The organism is Acidovorax sp. FW305-C-20-28, from assembly GCF_058783375.1.
Window position 1 is genome coordinate 1 of sequence record NZ_JBYSYM010000063.1, and the last position, 17,280, is coordinate 17,280.

Genomic DNA, 17,280 nt, shown 5'->3' on the forward strand with positions numbered 1-17,280 from the left:
CTGGCAAGGTTCCTACCTTGCTGCACGCGGGCGCCTAGCATCCAGCCCCCAGTCCGGGCAACGCGATCCCCGAAATTAGTGTGAACAGGCCCTAGTTATACGGTCGAATGCGAATCCGTATGAGCGGCCCGCCGCAGGCGTGGCTGCTCACCAGCGCAGTGGTGCGTCCTCGCTGCTCCAGAAAATCCAGCGGCGCACTTCGGTGTAGGGCGAGGTGCCGATGGAGTAGGGGTCCAGCCCCGTCTCCTTGCGTTCCAGCACGGCCAGGTAGCCGCCGTAGCTGCCCACGAGCAGCGTGCTGCCGTCGGGCGACGCCTCGATCGCGCTGATGCTGCTGCCCACATGGTGGCGCCACAGCGTGCGGCCTTCGTCGTCCAGGGCGTGGAGGTAGCCATCGGCATCGCCCATGACCACCTGGCCGGGCAGCGTGGCCGAGGCATAGACACGCCACTGCGCATCGACCACCGTGCCCTCGGCATCGTCGGCCGCCTCCACCGCCGTGGCGATGGTGATGCCGTTGTACAGGTGGCAGGAGTTGAACCACAGCCGCGCGCCGTCGTGCGAGAAGCGCGCGTGGTGCGGGTAGGAGGACTGCGTTTCGAGCGTGCGCACCGGGTGGCCTGCCGCATCGAGCAGAATGTGTGTGCTGTCCTGGTCACCCACGGCGATGAAGCGCTCATCGGGTGACAGGGCCATGTGCAGCATGTCCATGGACAGCAACTGGCCTGCGGGCTCGCCCTCGGCCGCATCCTCGTGGTTCTTGGGCCAGGTGTAGGGGCCACCGTCGTCCTCGTCGTCCTCGCCCTCGTCGAACTCCTGCGGGTGCAGCCGCTGCGCGCCCTGGCCGGCGCCCAGCAGGTAGATGCCCGTGGGGTTGCGCAGCAGCACGCGCTGGCCGTCGTTGAAGGGGATGATCTCGTCGCAGCGCCGGCCCAGCGCGCCGCCCACCAGGCCCATGGATTCGGGAATGCCTTCGTTGCCGTGCGGCAGCGGCCACTGCGCGATCTGCGGGCCGCCAAAGCCCCGGTGCGTGGTGAGGTGCGTGCCATCGCTCTGGGCAAAGCATTGCCCGTCGGCCGAACGCCCCAGGCCCTGCAGCGCGGGCAGCGGGGTCACGGCCGTGCCCTCGATCTGCACCCAGTGCACGCTGTCGCTGTAGGTGGGGCCGATGCGCGCCAGCATGCGCCCGTCCGCCAGCAGAAAGGCCGGGCCGATGAACTGCCCGGCCTTGGCAGCCGTGCGCACAAAGGCATCCGGGGCAAAGGCAAAGCGCTGGCGAAAGCGCTCGGCCAGCGCCTCGTCGCCATGGCGATTCACCACGCGCGCCAGTTGCAGCACGGTGGGGGCGCTGGCCTTGCGCGGATCTTCCGGCAGGTCGTCCGTGGGCGGGTCTTCGTCCTCTTCGCCGTCGGTGTCACTGTCGGTCTGATGGGCGTGTGCCGCCATGGCGAACTGGTGGGCGCGGATGGCGGCCACATAGCCTTCGCCGCCGCTCTGCCATTGCTCGGACAGCAGCATCAGATCGGCCGGGAACACGGCGGCATCGGGCAGGTCGGGTGCCAGCGGGGGCGTGGCCAGCAGGCGCACGGCGGCCTCGATGCGCCGGGCCTCGGCCCGCTCGGCCTGTTGCTTCTCGTGCCGGCCCTGGATCGCTGCCTCCACCTGCGCGTACAGGCGCAGCAGGCGCGCGATGTGGTCCACCGCGCCGCGCGGCAGCGCGGCCTTGGCCTCGCTCTGGCGCTGGGTGTATTTGAACTCCACCCGCGGCGGGCCGCTGCGCGCCTCGTCGATGTCGAGCTGGTAGGCGGCATGGGCGTCGTCCGAATCGTCGCCCGGCCGTGCCTCGCCGTTCTCCCAGCTGAGCTTGAGTGCGCGGCCATAGGGCTCGCCCTCGTGCAGGCAGGGCTGGCGTGCGCCCACCCACACGTCGCCATGCCAGTCGCCGTTCTTGTCGCTGTCCCACCAGTCGTTGAATTCCTCGGTGAAGTAGGGGATGCCCGTGAACTGCTCGATGCGCCGCGGCGTGAGTTCTGCCTGCAGGCGGTGGTGCAGCGGGTAGCCGGCGCGCGACTGGCCCACGGCGCGGCGCACATAGTCGAGCACGCCGCGCCAGGCCTTCGTGCCGGCCTCGCGCGCCTCGGCCGGGGCCTCGGCGTCCAGCACCTTCCAGCCATCGGCCGTGCCCTCGGTATAGCCACGGTAGAGCAGCGTGGTGACCTCGGTGAAGGGAATGGGCTTGCGCAGCACCGCGGCCGCCAGCCGCGCCAGCAGGCCCTTGCGCGTGGGCTCGTGCTCCACCGAGAGATAGAAATCCCAGGTCTTCCAGACGGTGATGAACACGTTGTCATCGCGCTGGTCGCCTTCGGCATCCACATGCCGGCGGCACAGCGAGAAGTCGGTCTGCCCGAACCAGCCCGGTGCCTTCTTCTCCTTGTGCGTGACGATGGGCGAATTCACCACCGCGAGGATGTTGGCCACGCTGATGGCTTCGTCGGCAAACAGGTCGCTGGCCAGGGGCAGGTCGGCATGGATGTCGGCGCTCGCGCGCACGGGGCTGTCGCCGGCGCGCACGGCGGCCACCACCCGGTCGCGCTCGAGCAGGTCGCCGATGCCGTCCGTGCCATCGTCGATGCCATCGAAGTACTCAGGCAGGAACACCAGGCCCGCGATCTCGCTCGAAAACTCCGCCAGACTGGGCCCGCCGCGCACTTCGTCGAGCAGGAACTCCACCTGCTCGCGACCGGCCACCTGCACGGGGTATGCGTCGGTGAACAGCGCCACCTGCGCCGTGAGGTCGCCGTCCACCTGCAGCCCGCCATGGCGCCTATGGCCCCAGAGCAGGCCGGCCACCGTGCACGCCCCCTGCACATACAGCCACTGCCCGCCGAGCACGGCATGCTGCACCTGCAGGTCACCCCGCACGATCAGGTGCGTGGTGCCGTAGATGTCGCTGGCTGTGAGCGCGCCGCCGATGGCCAAGCCGCCTTCCACCAGCACCAGGTACGGAGCGCGCCGGGGCAGGGCCACGGGGGTGGGCTGGGCCTGGGCCAACCGCTGCAGGTCGCCATCGGCCACAAGCGGGGTGTCCAGGTGCAGCTCGGCCCATTGCACATCGCCGCTGATACAGGCCGCAGTTTCGCCCTCGAAGTCCTCGGGCGCCGAGCGCAGGCGCTCGGCCAGGGGGTTGTCGGCAGGCAGCAGGTGGGCCACTTCGGCCAGGGGGACGAAACGCAGGCTTGGCAGGCTGGGCATGGTGCTTTCAGGGCAAGGGGCAACAGTCGGCGGGCATCGTACACCGCGGGCATGCCGCCGGCGGCCGGTGCAACAGGCCGTGCAGGCACGGCCGTTTGGGCCGACAATGATGTGTTGTCTTATTAGTTAAACCCTCCATTCCCGCCATGAGCCAGAACCCGCCCGCGTTTGAAGTGCTGCCCCGTGACCTGTCCGCCTACCGCAAGGGCAATGTCGGCATCGACTATGTGCACCGCTTCGAATCGGGCAAGCCCGGCCCCCATGTGCTGGTCAATGCGCTCACCCACGGCAACGAGATCTGCGGCATGGTCGCCGCCACGCACCTGCTCGACAGCGGCGTGCGCCCGCTCATCGGCACGCTGACCATCAGCTTCGCCAACGTGGCGGCCTACGAGTCCTTCGACGAGTCCCGCCCGTTCGAGAGCCGCCAGCTGGTGCACAACCTCAACCGCGTGTGGTCCGCCGCCGAACTCGACGGCAGCGATGACAGCCCCGAACTGCGCCGCGCGCGCGAGCTGCGCCCCGTGGTGGCAGCGGCCGACCACATCCTCGACATCCACTCGACCAGCCAGGACGTACAGCCCTTCTGGGTCTACCCTGCGTACGCGCGCAACGCCGAAGCCGCCATGGCCATCGGCCTGCCGCCTGTGCACATGGTCATGCCCAACGGCCTGGGCTCGGGCACCCCGCTGATCCAGCATGGCCGCCATGGCCAGGCCCTGGGCGATGCCGGCGTGGCCATGGTGGTCGAATGCGGCCAGCACTTTTTGCAGTCGGCGGCCGACCTCGCAACCCAGGTGGCGCAGGACTTCATTGCCCATTTCGGCCTGATCGCGCCGCGTGCCGACCGCGCAGCCCCCGGCCCGCAGCGCCGCTTCGAGCTGCTCGAGACCTGCATGGTGCTCACGCCCGACTTCGCCTTCACCCGCCCGCTGCAAGGTTTCGAAACCTTTGCCAAGGGCGAGCTCATCGCCACCGACGGCACCGTGGAGATCCGCGCGCTGTGCGACGACTGCACAGTGATGATGCCCACGCGCGAACCCATCGTGGGGCGAGAGGCGGTGTACCTGACGCGGCCGCTCTGAGGTCCCTCCGGTGATTGATCGGAATTTCGTTTTTTGCTGTTTTTGTGGGTGAAATAGGTTCGTAAAAAAAGGAATCACGTTTCGCCCGCGACTGGTGTTTCTTTCTCGGACGCTTGCCCATACTCCAGGGCTTGCTTGCCATCTTGAGAAAGGACGATTCCTCCATGTTTTACGCCATCAGCTGGTTTCTCGCACTGGCCCTGTGGTCCCTGGCCTGCTGGAGCGCCCATGCGCTGACGCTGTGGGCGGTGTCGGGCGCGGGTGCCCTGACCGGCAGCGGCCCCGCCGTGGTCGACAAGGTCGTACTGCCCGACTGGTTGTCCATCTGGCTGCCGCCCGCGCTGGTGCAGGAGTTCGGGTCGGTGCTCGCTTCCATCGGCCCGGTCCTCCAGTCGGCGTTGGAAACCGTGCCCGCGCTCTCGGGTGCCATCTCGGTGCTGGCCTGGGCCGTGTGGGGCGTGGGAGCGCTGGTGCTGGTGGCCCTGGGGGTGGGGATTCACCTGCTGATTGCGCTGCTCAAGCGCAGCAAGACCAGCCCTGGTACACCTGCTGCCGCCTGAGCGCTGGCTGGCTTCGGGGTTGCGGGGGCCACTTGCTCGCCGCTACTGCAGCACCACTGGCAGCCACCGTCCATGCCCTTGCGGCGAGTCGATGCGCACGGGCAATCCCCTGGCGGGGTGCCTGGCCGCTTGCCAGACCCCCTGGAGCCACCGGGCCGCGGTATCGGCCAGCACATGGCCGACGGGGAATTCGGCGTCGCCGCCCATCAGGGGCAGGCCCGGATGCAGCCCATCGCCGTGCATGGTCGTGTCGAACAGGTAGGCGTGGGCCGCGATGGCCTTGTTGAGCACGTAGAGGTCCGGCCCCTCGAGGCCCACGCGCACCGTGAGGAACCCCTCGTCGCCCTGGTCCACGAGGACGTCGAGCGTCACCCCGCGGGCCCTGTCCGGCAGGGCATCGAGCGCGCGGCGCAACTGGGCGGCGGCCTGGTCCGTATGGCGGTCGAGCACCGCATTCACGGCCTGGGCATAGTCTTGCTGGGTCATGGCGGATGCACAGAGGCTTGTGGCTACCCGAGCCTATCGCGCGCGCGGCAGCCCCTCCATGAGCAGCGCGAGCGCCCGCTGCAGGCCCACACCCGAATAGCGCTCACCCTTGTCGAAGCCCATGCGCACGACCACCAGATCGTGCGAAGGGACGATGATCACGACCTGCCCGCCAGCCCCAAGCATGTAGTACGCCGAGGTGGGCAGTGCCGGGAAGGTGCCGGTGCCGTTCAACCAGAAGAAGCCGCCGTAGATGGGGCGCTTGTCGGCCGCCCAGGCGGGGGCCACCGTGCTCACGAAATTGACGAAGCCCTCGGGCAGGATGCGTTCACCGTTCCACACGCCGTCCTGCAGGTACAGGTTGCCCAGCCGCGCCCAGTCGCGCGCGGCCATGTACTCGTAGCCCTGGGTGAGGAAGTTGCCATAGGGGTCGGTCTCCATCACCATGGAGCGGATGCCGATCTTGTCGAACAGGTTGCGTTGCGGGAAGGCCAGATAGTCCTCGCCGCGCTTTTCCACCGCCAGGCGCACCAGGTAGCTGGCCAGCACCGGGTCGGTGTTGCGGTAGCGGCCCACGGTGTTGGGTGGCCACTGCTGAGGCCGCGTGGCCGCATAGTTGAACGAGTTGACGCGCCCGGTGTAGAGGTAGGTGTGGTCGGGGTAGGTGCCGGCGGGGTCGAAGTCCGGGTCGTCCGGCGCTTTGATGCGCAGGCCGCTGGACATGTGCAGGATGTCGGCGATGCGGATCTGCTGACGCGGGTCGCCTGTGGTCTGCCATTCGGGAATGGGGGCGGGCTGGTCGAGCCGGTATTCGCCCTGGCGCATGAGCACGCCCATCAGCGTGGCCACCACGCTCTTGCCCATGGACCAGGATTCCAGCGGCGTGGCTGGCGTGATGCCAGGCATGTAGCGCTCGCCGATGACACGGCCTTTGTAGGTGACCACAAAGGCTGCGGTATACGCCTCGGGCGCTGAGAAGGCGGCCGCCACCGCCTGGCCCACTCGGCCGGGGTCATAGCCCGAGGGCACCTCGGAGGGCAGCACGTCGCCCATGGGCCAGGGCAGGGTGCTTGCATCGGGCAGGGTGCTGCGCACGGCTTTGGGGGTGAAGAACACGCCATCCTGACCCGGTGGCAGGGTGGTGCAGCCCTGCGATCCATGCTGGCGCGCGACCAGGGTCGGGCCGCCCGGAATGGCGATGCGCACCTCCCTGCGCTCGCGGTCCACCACCGGCTTGCCCACGCGCTTGCGCTGCTCGTACGGGCCGGTGAAGTAGCCCACGCTCTCGGCAGCCACGTCGGGGTCCAGCCCGGTGATGAACACGGCCGAGCACATGGTCTTGGCGTAGCCGGCGGTTTGGTGTTCCAGCGCATCGCCCGGGGGCGGCACGTAGGGGGTATTGAGTTCGAGTGCCTGGGCGCGGGCGATCAGGGCCTCGCGTGCGGGCAGCTGGGCGTTGCTGTTGCCCGTGTTGCCGTCTCCCCCGCTCCCTCCACCGCAAGCACTGAGACCCAGAATCGCCGCCAGCGCGGCACTTGTTGCCCAGTGGCGGGGGGCGGACGAGCAGAATGCGTTCGCAAGCGATGAATCCAAGGGAGCTCCTTTGACCGGTTGCAAGAGCGGCGACACAGCCCCGCTCACCTGGACACCAGGGCGCCGAAAGACCTGATTGTTGAAGCGGCTCTCCTGCGAAAGCAAGCCTTATTCGGTAACTGGCGCTGGATCTGGGCGATGGCACCATGAATGGGGTGCCATCAGTCCCCTGGGTATGGTGCCAACGCGGTGGCGCCAACCGCAGGCCTACACCCTGAGGCTGTCCAGCAGCTTGGCCACATGCACCGCTTCGCGCTGGGCGCCATCCGCAATCTGGTGCCGGCAGCTCGTCCCGTCGGCCACCACGATGGCATGGGGGCTCTTGCGCACCGCGGGCAGCAGCGCCGCCTCGGCCATCTGCATGGACACCTCGTAGTGCGAGGCCTCGTAGCCAAAGCTGCCGGCCATGCCGCAGCAGGAGCTTTCGATGAGCTCGGGTTGGGCTTCGGGGATCAGGCGCAGCACCTCCAGGATGGGCGGCACGGCGCCGAAGGCCTTCTGGTGGCAGTGGCCGTGCAGCAGGATGGGCTTTCCGGCGGGCTTGAGCCTTGGGGCGAATCGCCCGGCCTTGGCTTCGTGGGCCAGGAATTCCTCGAACAGCAGGGCCTGTTGTGACACCACCACGGCCTTGTCGCCCAGACCCATCACCAGGGCCTCGTCGCGCAGGGTGAGCAGGCACGAGGGCTCCAGCCCCACGATGGCCACGCCGGCCTGGGCCAGGGGGAGCAGGGCGTCGATGAGGGCACCGGCGCGCGCCTTGGCTTCGTCGACCATGCCGGTGGCCAGGTAGGTGCGGCCGCAGCAGTGGTGGCTGCCGTCGCCCTTTTCGACCGTGTGCAGCACATAGCCGGCGGCGTGCAGCACGCGCGCGGCGGCCAGGGCGTTCTCGCTCTCGAAGGTGCCGTTGAAGGTGTCCACGAACAGCACGGCGGCCTTGCGGCCGGCCTGGGCGGCGGCGATGGTGTCGTCCCGGCTGGCGAACAGCGATGCATCCTTGGCGCGCCAGAAGGTGTCCGCGCGCCAGGCTGGCAGTGAGCGCCTGGCGGAGAAGCCCAGCAGCTTTTCGCCCAGCCAGGCGGCGCCGGGCACGGTGTTGCGCAGATTGAGCAGCCAGGCGAAATGGCTGGCCGTGCGCGCATAGGCGGGCAGGTGGGCGACCAGCTTGTCCTTGAGCGTGTGGCCGTGCTTGCGCTTGTAGTGGGCGAGGAACTCGACCTTCATCCTGGCCATGTCCACGCCCGTGGGGCAGTCGCGCTTGCAGCCCTTGCAGCCCACGCACAGGTCCATGGTGTCGTGCATCGCCTCGCTGGTGAAGGCGTCGGGACCGAGCTGGCCCGACACGGCCAGGCGCAGGGTGTTGGCGCGGCCGCGCGTCAGGTGCTGCTCGTCGCGCGTCACGCGGTAGCTGGGGCACATGGTGCCGGCGTCGAACTTGCGGCAGTGGCCGTTGTTGTTGCACATCTCCACGGCCTTGGCGAAGCCGCCGGTCACGTCGCCGCCGGTGCCCGGGGCGGTGGTCACCTCGGTCACGGGGTCGGCCTGCACGTTCCAGGCCGACCAGTCGAGCACGGGCGTCAGCGGGATGCGCTTGTAGGGCCTGGGCGCCGTGGCGGGCGCGAAGCGGAACAGCGCGCCGTCGTCCATCTTGGGCGGGTCGATGATTTTGCCGGGGTTGAACAGGCCAATCGGGTCCAGATGGTTCTTGATGGCGCGGAAGGCTTCGTTGATCGCGGGGCCGAACTGCCATTCGATCCACTCGCCGCGGCACAGGCCGTCGCCATGCTCGCCGCTGAAGGCACCTTTGTATTTGCGCACCAGGGCGCTGGCCTCTTCGGCAATGGCGCGCATCTTGGCGGCGCCATCGGTGCGCATATCGAGGATGGGGCGCACATGCAGCGTGCCCACCGAGGCATGCGCATACCAGGTGCCTCGGCTGCCGTATTTGGCGAACACCTCGGTCAGACCGTCGGTGTACTCGGCCAGATGCTCCAGGGGCACGGCGCAGTCTTCGATGAAGCTCACGGGCTTGCCGTCGCCCTTGAGGCTCATCATGATGTTCAGGCCCGCCTTGCGCACCTCCCAGAGGTTCTTCTGCGGGGCCTCGTCGGGCATCTCGACCACGCTGCCGGGCATGCCCAGGTCGCCCATCAATTCGACCAGTTGGCGCAGCTGCGGCAGCAAGGCCGCCTTGTCGGCGCCCGAGAACTCCACGAGCAAGATCGCCTCAGGCTTGCCGATGAGGGCGGTTTCCACCGTGGGGCGAAAAGCCGGGTTGGCCAGCGCCAGCTCGATCATCGTGCGGTCCACCAACTCCACCGCCGTGGGGCCGAGCTTGACGATGTGCTGGGCCGAGTCCATGGCCTTGTGGAAGCTCGGGAAGTTGACGATGCCCAGCACCTTGGCGCGCGGCAGTTCGCTCAGCTTCAGGGTCAGGCTGCGCGTATAGGCCAGCGTGCCCTCGGCGCCGATGAGCAGGTGCGCCAGGTTCACGCTGCCGTCGGCGGTGTAGGGCTTCTCGCTCTGGTTGTCGAAGATGTCGAGGTTGTAGCCCGCCACGCGGCGCATCACCTTGGGCCAGCGCTCGGAAATCTCGCCGCGGTGCTGCTGGGCCAGGGCGTGCACATGCTGCGCAATGGCGCTGGCGCGCGGGCCCAGCGTGGCCTGCGGGCCGAAGTCGACCAGCTCGCCATCGCTCAGCCAGGCGCTGGCGCCCAGCACGTTGTGCACCATGTTGCCGTAGGCCACCGAGCGCGAGCCGCAGGAGTTGTTGCCCGCCATGCCGCCCAGCGTGGCCTGGGCGCTGGTGGACACATCCACCGGGTACCACAGGCCGTGGGGCTTGAGCTGGGCGTTGAGGTGGTCGAGCACAATGCCCGGCTCCACCGTCGCGGTGCGGGCATCGGCATCCAGCGCCAGCACCTTGCGGAAATGCTTGGTGTTGTCGATCACCAGGGCCGCACCCGTGGTCTGGCCGCACTGGCTGGTGCCGCCGCCGCGCGGCAGCACGGGCACCTTGAGGTCGCGCGCAATGGCGATGGCGGTTGCGATGTCGCGCTCGGTGCGCGGCACCAGCACGCCGGCCGGCATGATCTGGTAGATGGAGGCATCGGTCGCATAGCGCCCGCGCGATGCGGCATCGAACAGCACCTCGCCCTCGGTCTCGGCTGCCAGGCGCCGTGCCAGGGCCTCGCAGGTCTCGTTGGGAGGCAGGGTGGTACCGGCTGGCTGCAGGCTGCTGGCGGGTTCGATGCGCATGGGAAGGGGTCCTAGGTTTTGGCGTTCCGCTTGGGGTGGGGGTAGATCTCGCCCGCGCGCAGCAGCTCCAGCACCGTGTCGCGCTTGCGCAGCACATGGGCCACAAGCACCCGGCGCATGGCCTCGGCGTCGTGCGCGGCCAGGGCCTCGATCATCTGTTCGTGTTCGGCCACCGCGGCTTTCCACTTGGCCTCGTCCTGGTTGGTGCGAAAGCGCAGCGACTGCACGCGGGCGTTGATGGAGCGGTAGGTGGCCGTGAGCACCGGGTTGCCAGCCGCCTCGTTGATGGCCGTGTGGATGCTGGCGTTGATGCGGTAGTAGCCCGACAGGTCGCGCCGCGCGAAGCAGGCCATCATTTCGTAGTGCAGGGCGCGCAGCTCGGCCAGTTCCTCGTCGCGGATGCGCCGGGCCGCGAGCTCGCCCGACATGCCTTCGAGCGTGGCCAGCACCTCGAAGGTGTTCACCACGTCGGCCTCGGTCAGCTTCACGGCCACGGCGCCGCGGTTGGGCAGCAGGTCCACCAGGCCCTCGGCGCCCAGGAGCTTGATGGCCTCGCGCAGCGGGGTGCGCGACACGCGCAGCTGTTCGCTGAGCTCGCGCTCATTGAGCTTGGCGCCGGGCGCAATCTGGCCTTCCACCAGCATGGTGCGCAGCCGCGAGGCGACCTGGTCGTGCAGCGCGAGGCGGGAGATTTCGATGATTTCAGCCATGAAGTTCTTTCTGTTTTGAATTTTGCATGCAAAAAATTGGCGGATCAATCGCTATATTTAAGGGTATTCCCGCATGCAATTGTGTTTTTTGCATGCAAAACTGAAGAAAGAAAGGACGCACCATGCTTCAACTCGACTTTCACCCTACCGGCCGCCACTTCCTGCAGATCCCGGGCCCGAGCCCGGTGCCAGACCGCATTTTGCGGGCGATGAGCCTGCCCACCATCGACCACCGGGGCCCTGAGTTCGGCGCCCTGGGCCTCAAGGTGCTCTCGGGCATCCAGAAGATCTTCCAGACGCGCCACCCCGTGGCGATCTACCCCGCATCGGGCACGGGAGCCTGGGAGGCAGCCCTGTCCAACACCCTGAGCGCGGGTGACCATGTGCTGATGTTCGAGACCGGGCACTTCGCCTCGCTGTGGCAGAAGATGGCCACGCGCCTCGGTATCTCCACCGAGTTCCTGGCCTGGGAGGGCAAGGACGAGCACCTGCCCCTGGCCGGCGGCTGGCGCCGCGGCGTGCAGGCCGACCTGATCGAGGCGCGCCTGCGCAAGGACACCGAACGCAAGATCAAGGCCGTGTGCGTGGTGCACAACGAGACCTCCACGGGCGTCACCTCCGACATCGCTTCGGTGCGCAAGGCCATCGACGCGGCGGGCCACCCGGCCCTGTTGATGGTGGACAGCATCTCCGGCCTGGCCAGCGCCGACTTCCGCCACGACGAATGGGGTGTGGACGTGACCATCAGCGGATCCCAAAAGGGCCTGATGCTGCCACCGGGCATCAGCTTCAACGCGCTGTCGCCACGTGCGCTGGAAGCCTCGAAGAAGGCCACGCTGCCGCGTGCCTTCTGGGCCTGGGATGAGATCGTGGAGATGAACAAGGACGGCTACTGGCCCTACACGCCCAACACCAACCTGCTGTACGGCCTGTCCGAAGCCATCGACATGCTGCTCGCCGAGGGGCTGGAGAACGTCTTCGCGCGCCACCAGCGCTGGGGTGCGGGCGTGCGCGCCGCCGTCAACGCCTGGGGCCTGCCCATCCAGTGCGCCGACCCGGCGGTGTACTCGCCCGTGCTCACCGGTGTGATCACGCCCGAGGGCGTGGACGCCGATGCCCTGCGCCGGCTCATCCACCAGCGTTTCGACCTGTCACTGGGCACGGGCCTGGGCAAGCTCAAGGGCCGCATGTTCCGCATGGGCCATCTGGGGGACAGCAACGACCTCACGCTGATTGCCATGGTGGCGGGCGTGGAGATGGGGCTCAAGCTTTCGGGCGTGGCCCTGGCCGGCAGCGGTGTGCAGGCCAGCATGGACTACTTCGCCAGCCATGCGGCGCCTGCGGCGCTGAAGAAGGCCGCCTGAGCCTGCGCGCCTTCATGACGGACTGACCGGCCGGCGCCTGCGGAGGCGCCGGTCGCCTCTGCGTTTATCTCTCTCCCGCTTGCGGCCGCTGGTGCCGCAAGGACCGATCGACCCCGTGTTTTCTTTTTGCCACTGGCCGTGCACGCATGCGGCCGGGGCGTGATGTGCTGAGTTCATTCAACCCGGCCTGCACAAAAAAAGGCCAACGAAGGAGACAAGCGATGATGATGAAGAGACGTTCCCTGATCCAGTCCGCGGGCGCGGCGGCGGCCACGCTCGGCGCCCCGCGCCTGTTCGCGCAGGAGTGGCCGAGCGGCCCGGTGCGCATCATCGTGGGCTTTCCCCCCGGCGGCGGCACCGATGCGCTGGCGCGCGTGGTGGCGACCAAGCTGTCGAGCATGTGGAAGCAGTCGGTCATCGTGGAGAACAAGGCCGGTGTCTCGGGCGTGCTGGCGGCCGAGTACGTGGCCCAGCAGCCCAGCGACGGCAGCACCTTGCTGATGGCCCACATCAACAGCCATGCGCTGGCCCCCAGCCTGCAGCCCAAGCTGCGCTACGACGTGCAGCGCGACTTCGTGCCCATCGTGATGGTGGGCGTCACGCCCAACCTGCTGATCGCGGGGCCGGGGCAGAAGGCCTTGACCGTCAAGGAGATCGTGGCGCTCTGCAAGGCCGATCCCGGCAAGGTGAGCTTCGGCTCGGCGGGCCCGGGCTCGGCCCAGCACCTGGCGCTGGAGATGTTCAAGCTGCAGGCGGGCGTGGATGCACTGCATGTGCCCTACAAGGGCAGTGCGCCCGCACTGGCCGACCTCATGGGCAACCAGATCCAGTACTGCTTCGAGACCATGACGGCCGCCACGCCGCACGTGAAGAGCGGCAAGGTGGCTGCCGTGGCGCAGACGCGCACCAAGCGCGCCAAGGGCCACCCGGGGGTGTCGACCATGCAGGAGCAGGGATTCCAGGGCTTCGAGGCCACCACCTGGTACGGGCTGGCGGGGCCGGGCAAGCTACCATCGGCCGTGGCCGACAAGATCAACCGCGATGTGAACACGGTGCTGGCCATGCCCGACGTGCAGGAGCGCCTGGACACCTACGGTGCCGAAGACGGCGGCGGAACGCGCGACAAATTCAAGGACTTCATCGCCACCGAGATTGCCAAGTGGGGTAAGGTGGTGAAGGACGGTAACGTCAAGGTAGAGAGTTAGACACGATGGCTGAACAGGACCCGACAACCGGATTGACCCACGCCCTGGTGGCTGCCTGGCAGGCGGGCCGCACCATCAGTGCCTTGCCCTGGGGCGGGGCGCTGGCCGATGCGCCTGCGGCCTATGCTGTGCAGGAGGCCGTGGCCCAGGCCATGGGCTGGTTTCCGCCCGGGCCGGCGCGCCATTGGAAGTCGGGCGGCCCCAACCGCCAGGCCGTGCTCACGCATGCGCCGCTGCCGCCTGCGGGCGTGCGCAGCAGCCCGGCGGACTATGCAGACATGCGCTTTCACACCATCGGTATCGAATCCGAGGTCGCGTTGCGCCTGGGCCAGCCGGTGTCGCCCGCGCAGGCGGCGGCGCTGACGCCGGAGACGGCTGGCATGTTCGTCGATGCCATGGCCGTGTCCATCGAGATCGTGGATTCGCGCTGGCAGGAGGGCGGCGACGCCCCGGCCTTGCTGCGCCTGGCCGATCTGCAGTCGCACGGCGCGCTGGTGCTGGGCGACTGGGTGCCCTATGTGGTGCGCGACTGGGCCGTGCAGCGTTGCGTCACCCGCATCGGCACGCGCGAGCCCGTGGTGCGCACGGGCACGCACCCGCTGGCCGACCCGGCCTGGCTGCTGCCCACCTGGCTGCAGCACGCCACGCGCAACGGCGCCACGGTGGCGGCCGGTACCGTGGTGACCACGGGTTCGTGGGTGGGCCTGCTGCCGGCCACGCCGGGCGAGAGGGTAGGCGTGGAATTCGATGGCGTGGGCAGTGCCTCGCTGCAACTCTAGAACGACGAACCGGGCTGTGTGAGGAACTCGGTTTCCTCGGCCGTCGATACGCGCCCCAGCACGTGGTTGCGGTGCGGGTAGCGGCCGAAGCGCGCAATGATGTCGCGGTGCTTGATCTCAAAGGCCAGGTTGTTCTCCAGCCCCGGTTGGTCAAAAAGCTCCATCGCCTGGGTGTGGATGGCCAGCGACTCGCTGTGCATGTAGGGCATGTAGGCAAAGGCCCGCTGCGCCACCGGCAGGGCCTTGTGCTGGCCGCTGGCCACCAGTTCCTGCGCCAGGGTCAGGGCCTGCGCATCCTGCGCGAAGGCGCCCGGCATGTTGCGGTGGATGTTGCGCGAGAACTGGTCGAGCACGATGATCTCGGCCAGCCGGCCCTCCGGGGAGGCGCGCCAGGACGACAGCTCACACTGGCGCGCGGCGGCCAGCGTCGCGCCGAAGCGTTCGGTGATGCGGTGGTCGAGCGCATCGTCCTGCATGAAATGCTGGTTGGGCGTGAGTTCCTGGAACCAGAAGTGGAGAACGTCTTCGTCAGCATGCATGGAAATGGGCCGCTCCAATAAAAGATGCGCCCATGATAGGGCGCATGTGGAGCGATCCGAATGGATCGCTGTCTCAATGCCTGGTCAACCGGATCTTGCCGTCCTTGACGTACTGGTTGTACTGGTCCTTGGGGATGGCGGCCGAGCCGGCGGCATCGTCCTCGGTGGTCCAGCTCAGGGTGGTGCTATCGGGCGCGGTGACCAGTTCCACCGGGCCTTCGGGGATGGCGATGGGTGCACCGTCGCCGGGCGTGAACGTCACATGGCCACGGATGGTGGCGTGCTGCGTGCGGGCTTGGGGCTGGTGTTGTTTCATGGGTTCATCATCCTTGCGGCCACGGGGCCGCTGTTGGCATGCTCCCATTACAGCGCCGGGGGCGGGTCGGCACTGTCAGACCACAGCCCGCTGCCACGCGGGCCAAGCGCTGCTGTTGCCGTGGATGGCCCTCAGGGGGGCAGCACCGCCTGCTGGTTGCGCTCCGTGCGCACCAGGTACAGCCCGCTGCCGATGATGATGGCCCCACCGATCAGCGTGGAGGCCCCCGGCACGGCCTGCCACAGCACCCAGTCCAGCCCCATGCCCCAGGCCAGGGCGGTGTACTCGAAGGGCGCCACGACCGAGGCCTGGCCATGGCGGAAGGCCTCGGTGATCGCCAGCTGGCCCAGAAAGCCGGTGATGCCCATGGCAGCCACGAGCAGCCAGTGGGCGGAGTCGAGTGCGACCCAGTTCGGCGCGGCCAGCGCCGTGGCGCCCAGGGCCAGCAGGGCCGTGGTCCAGAAGACCAGGCTGGCGCTCGAATCGGTGCGCGTGAGCAATCGCCCGGTGATGGCCGAGACGGCATAGCCCGTGGCCGCGCCCAGCACCGCGAGCGCCCCCACGGAGAACATGGCCTCCTGGCTGGGGCGCAGGGCCACGACCACGCCCACCATGCCCAGCACGATGGCGATCCAGTGCGCGCCGCGCACCTTCTCGCCCAGCACCACGGTGGACAGGGCCGTGATCAGCAGCGGCGCGATGAAGAAAAGCGTGTAAGCCTCGGCCAGGCCCAGCTCGCGCAGCGCAAAGGCGAACAGCGCCAGCATGCTGATGTTGATGGCCCCGCGCAGCAGGTGCAGCGGCCAGCGCACCTTGAGCAGGCCGCGTGCCTCGCCGCGCCACAGCACGTAGAGAGTGACCAGGGGCAGGGCAGCCAGGCCGCGCATGGAGGCGACCTGCATGGCCGGGTAGTGGCCCGACAGGGTCTTGAGCAGCGCATCCATGATGGAGAAGAACCCGACCGCCGCGCACATGGCGATGATGCCGCGCAGGTTGGCCGACATCGCGGCCGGGGCGGTGGCGGGCAGGTGCTCAGGGGTGGTGCTGGACGGCTCAGCCACCGCGGGCTCCGGCGGTCGGCAGGGCGGCGGCGGGTGCAGCGGGCTTCGGGGCGGTGCGTGGCGTCATGGCGAAGATCGATCGTCGTGGGATGGGGGTTGCCGGCCGTGGGCTTGCGGCGCCCTGCACCGGGTGGGCAGGCAGGGGGCTTGTGCACAAGGGTGTTGTGCAAAAAGTGTAGCGCACTGCTGCTGCAGGCCTGCTGCCAGGGGGATTGCCGTGCGATGGGGCCCCAGGATCCCTGTTCGCCAGCCCGCCATGCACTCAGGCGGTCACTCAGTCTGCCGCATGGACACTGCTCTTCCCGCCGCTGGGTTGGTGCTTTTTATTGTCGTCGCCGCTGTCGCTGCGCGGTGGGCGCTGTTGTGGTCCTTTGCCTTCGGCCGCATCGTGCACCAGGGGAATGGCCCACAGCACGGCCAGCGCCAGCACCGCGCTCAGAACGGCCGTGACCTCGCGCCCCAGGCCCGCGGCCACGCCGATGGCTGCCGTGAGCCAGATGCCGGCGGCCGTGGTCAGGCCCTTGACCTGGTGCTCCGCATCGCCCTTGAGGATGGTGCCCGCACCCAGAAAACCCACGCCCGCGACGATGCCCTGGATCACCCGGCTGTTGTCGGCCGCGCTGATCCCGACCTGCTGCGCCACCAGCACGAACAGCGCCGCGCCCATGGCCACCAGCATGTGCGTGCGTATGCCCGCGGCCTTGCCCGCATGCTCACGTTCCCAGCCGAGCAGGCCGCCCAGTACGGCGGCGACGGCCAGGCGCACGACGATGCGGGTGGCTTCGCCGGCGTCAGGGACGTCGGAGAATTCTTCGGTCACGGTGGTGGTGACCTGGTGCCACCAGGGGGCGGAGGTGTGGGCTTCGGTCATGGGAGGGCTGTCTTGTTGGGGCTGGCGTCAATGTGCTCCTCAGGTTTGAGGGGCGCCAGAGGCTGGAAGCGGTATCGGGGGTAGGACGGGGCCGACGTCCTGCACGATGGTTGCTGTTTGCCTCTGCTGAGGGCGGAGGCCGGGATGTGCGCCCGGCGGCGCACCTTCTTTCTTTTGCGTCGCCAAAAGAAAGAAGGCAAAGAA

14 protein-coding genes are annotated in these 17,280 nt (G+C 68.4%); 5 read left to right on the forward strand and 9 right to left on the reverse strand.

The features are described from left to right. Positions 1-147: 147 nt before the first annotated feature. Complete coding sequence (locus AC3WOH_RS34110) at positions 148-3,252, reverse strand: WD40 repeat domain-containing protein (RefSeq protein ID WP_492233766.1); 3,105 nt, start codon at positions 3,250-3,252, stop codon at positions 148-150. 146 nt (positions 3,253-3,398) lie between these two features. Here AC3WOH_RS34110 and AC3WOH_RS34115 point away from each other — a divergent pair, with 146 nt between their 5' ends. Continuing rightward, a complete protein-coding gene (locus tag AC3WOH_RS34115; RefSeq protein WP_492233767.1) occupies positions 3,399-4,337 on the forward strand; it encodes a M14 family metallopeptidase in 939 nt (312 codons plus the stop codon). A gap of 164 nt (positions 4,338-4,501) precedes the next feature. Next, a complete protein-coding gene (locus tag AC3WOH_RS34120) occupies positions 4,502-4,897 on the forward strand; it encodes a hypothetical protein (RefSeq protein ID WP_492233768.1) in 396 nt (131 codons plus the stop codon). Between the two features lie 42 nt (positions 4,898-4,939). Here AC3WOH_RS34120 and AC3WOH_RS34125 read toward each other — a convergent pair whose 3' ends face one another. From AC3WOH_RS34125 to AC3WOH_RS34140, 4 genes are all read right to left on the reverse strand, one after another. Then, positions 4,940-5,383, reverse strand: a complete 444-nt coding sequence (locus tag AC3WOH_RS34125; RefSeq protein ID WP_492233769.1) for a DUF6389 family protein — start codon at positions 5,381-5,383, stop codon at positions 4,940-4,942. 33 nt (positions 5,384-5,416) lie between these two features. Further along, complete coding sequence (locus AC3WOH_RS34130) at positions 5,417-6,976, reverse strand: serine hydrolase domain-containing protein (RefSeq protein ID WP_492233770.1); 1,560 nt, start codon at positions 6,974-6,976, stop codon at positions 5,417-5,419. A gap of 207 nt (positions 6,977-7,183) precedes the next feature. Next, positions 7,184-10,231 (reverse strand): FAD-binding and (Fe-S)-binding domain-containing protein, encoded by a 3,048-nt coding sequence (locus AC3WOH_RS34135; protein WP_492233771.1) that lies wholly within the window; start codon positions 10,229-10,231, stop codon positions 7,184-7,186. Positions 10,232-10,242: 11 nt separating this feature from the next. After that, a complete protein-coding gene (locus AC3WOH_RS34140; RefSeq protein ID WP_492233772.1) occupies positions 10,243-10,941 on the reverse strand; it encodes a GntR family transcriptional regulator in 699 nt (232 codons plus the stop codon). A gap of 122 nt (positions 10,942-11,063) precedes the next feature. On the opposite strand from AC3WOH_RS34140, the gene AC3WOH_RS34145 reads away from it, so the two are divergent. From AC3WOH_RS34145 to AC3WOH_RS34155, 3 genes are all read left to right on the forward strand, one after another. After that, positions 11,064-12,305 carry a pyridoxal-phosphate-dependent aminotransferase family protein gene (locus AC3WOH_RS34145; protein ID WP_492233773.1) on the forward strand — a complete coding sequence of 414 codons (1,242 nt, stop codon included), beginning with the start codon at positions 11,064-11,066 and terminating at the stop codon, positions 12,303-12,305. A gap of 221 nt (positions 12,306-12,526) precedes the next feature. Then, complete coding sequence (locus AC3WOH_RS34150) at positions 12,527-13,510, forward strand: Bug family tripartite tricarboxylate transporter substrate binding protein (protein ID WP_492233774.1); 984 nt, start codon at positions 12,527-12,529, stop codon at positions 13,508-13,510. A gap of 5 nt (positions 13,511-13,515) precedes the next feature. Then, the gene (locus AC3WOH_RS34155) at positions 13,516-14,289 is read left to right on the forward strand and encodes a fumarylacetoacetate hydrolase family protein (protein WP_492233775.1); all 774 of its coding nucleotides are present in this window, start codon (positions 13,516-13,518) and stop codon (positions 14,287-14,289) included. Here AC3WOH_RS34155 and AC3WOH_RS34160 read toward each other — a convergent pair. From AC3WOH_RS34160 to AC3WOH_RS34175, 4 genes are all read right to left on the reverse strand, one after another. Continuing rightward, positions 14,286-14,828 (reverse strand): DUF924 family protein, encoded by a 543-nt coding sequence (locus AC3WOH_RS34160; protein ID WP_492233776.1) that lies wholly within the window; start codon positions 14,826-14,828, stop codon positions 14,286-14,288. The genes AC3WOH_RS34155 and AC3WOH_RS34160 overlap by 4 nt on opposite strands. Positions 14,829-14,901: 73 nt before the next feature. Continuing rightward, positions 14,902-15,144 carry a hypothetical protein gene (locus AC3WOH_RS34165; protein WP_492233777.1) on the reverse strand — a complete coding sequence of 81 codons (243 nt, stop codon included), beginning with the start codon at positions 15,142-15,144 and terminating at the stop codon, positions 14,902-14,904. A gap of 131 nt (positions 15,145-15,275) precedes the next feature. Beyond that, a complete protein-coding gene (locus AC3WOH_RS34170; protein ID WP_492233779.1) occupies positions 15,276-16,148 on the reverse strand; it encodes a DMT family transporter in 873 nt (290 codons plus the stop codon). 331 nt (positions 16,149-16,479) lie between these two features. Continuing rightward, on the reverse strand, positions 16,480-17,076 hold the full coding sequence (locus tag AC3WOH_RS34175) for an MgtC/SapB family protein (protein ID WP_492233778.1): 597 nt from the start codon (positions 17,074-17,076) through the stop codon (positions 16,480-16,482). Positions 17,077-17,280: the final 204 nt, after the last annotated feature.

Coding starts and splice junctions, on each gene's coding strand:
- AC3WOH_RS34110 (WP_492233766.1), bottom strand. CDS start 3,252: ATGCCCAGCCTGCCAAGCCTGCGTTTCGTCCCCCTGGCCGAAGTGGCC.
- AC3WOH_RS34115 (WP_492233767.1), top strand. CDS start 3,399: ATGAGCCAGAACCCGCCCGCGTTTGAAGTGCTGCCCCGTGACCTGTCC.
- AC3WOH_RS34120 (WP_492233768.1), top strand. CDS start 4,502: ATGTTTTACGCCATCAGCTGGTTTCTCGCACTGGCCCTGTGGTCCCTG.
- AC3WOH_RS34125 (WP_492233769.1), bottom strand. CDS start 5,383: ATGACCCAGCAAGACTATGCCCAGGCCGTGAATGCGGTGCTCGACCGC.
- AC3WOH_RS34135 (WP_492233771.1), bottom strand. CDS start 10,231: ATGCGCATCGAACCCGCCAGCAGCCTGCAGCCAGCCGGTACCACCCTG.
- AC3WOH_RS34140 (WP_492233772.1), bottom strand. CDS start 10,941: ATGGCTGAAATCATCGAAATCTCCCGCCTCGCGCTGCACGACCAGGTC.
- AC3WOH_RS34145 (WP_492233773.1), top strand. CDS start 11,064: ATGCTTCAACTCGACTTTCACCCTACCGGCCGCCACTTCCTGCAGATC.
- AC3WOH_RS34150 (WP_492233774.1), top strand. CDS start 12,527: ATGATGATGAAGAGACGTTCCCTGATCCAGTCCGCGGGCGCGGCGGCG.
- AC3WOH_RS34155 (WP_492233775.1), top strand. CDS start 13,516: ATGGCTGAACAGGACCCGACAACCGGATTGACCCACGCCCTGGTGGCT.
- AC3WOH_RS34160 (WP_492233776.1), bottom strand. CDS start 14,828: ATGCATGCTGACGAAGACGTTCTCCACTTCTGGTTCCAGGAACTCACG.
- AC3WOH_RS34165 (WP_492233777.1), bottom strand. CDS start 15,144: ATGAAACAACACCAGCCCCAAGCCCGCACGCAGCACGCCACCATCCGT.
- AC3WOH_RS34170 (WP_492233779.1), bottom strand. CDS start 16,148: ATGTCGGCCAACCTGCGCGGCATCATCGCCATGTGCGCGGCGGTCGGG.
- AC3WOH_RS34175 (WP_492233778.1), bottom strand. CDS start 17,076: ATGACCGAAGCCCACACCTCCGCCCCCTGGTGGCACCAGGTCACCACC.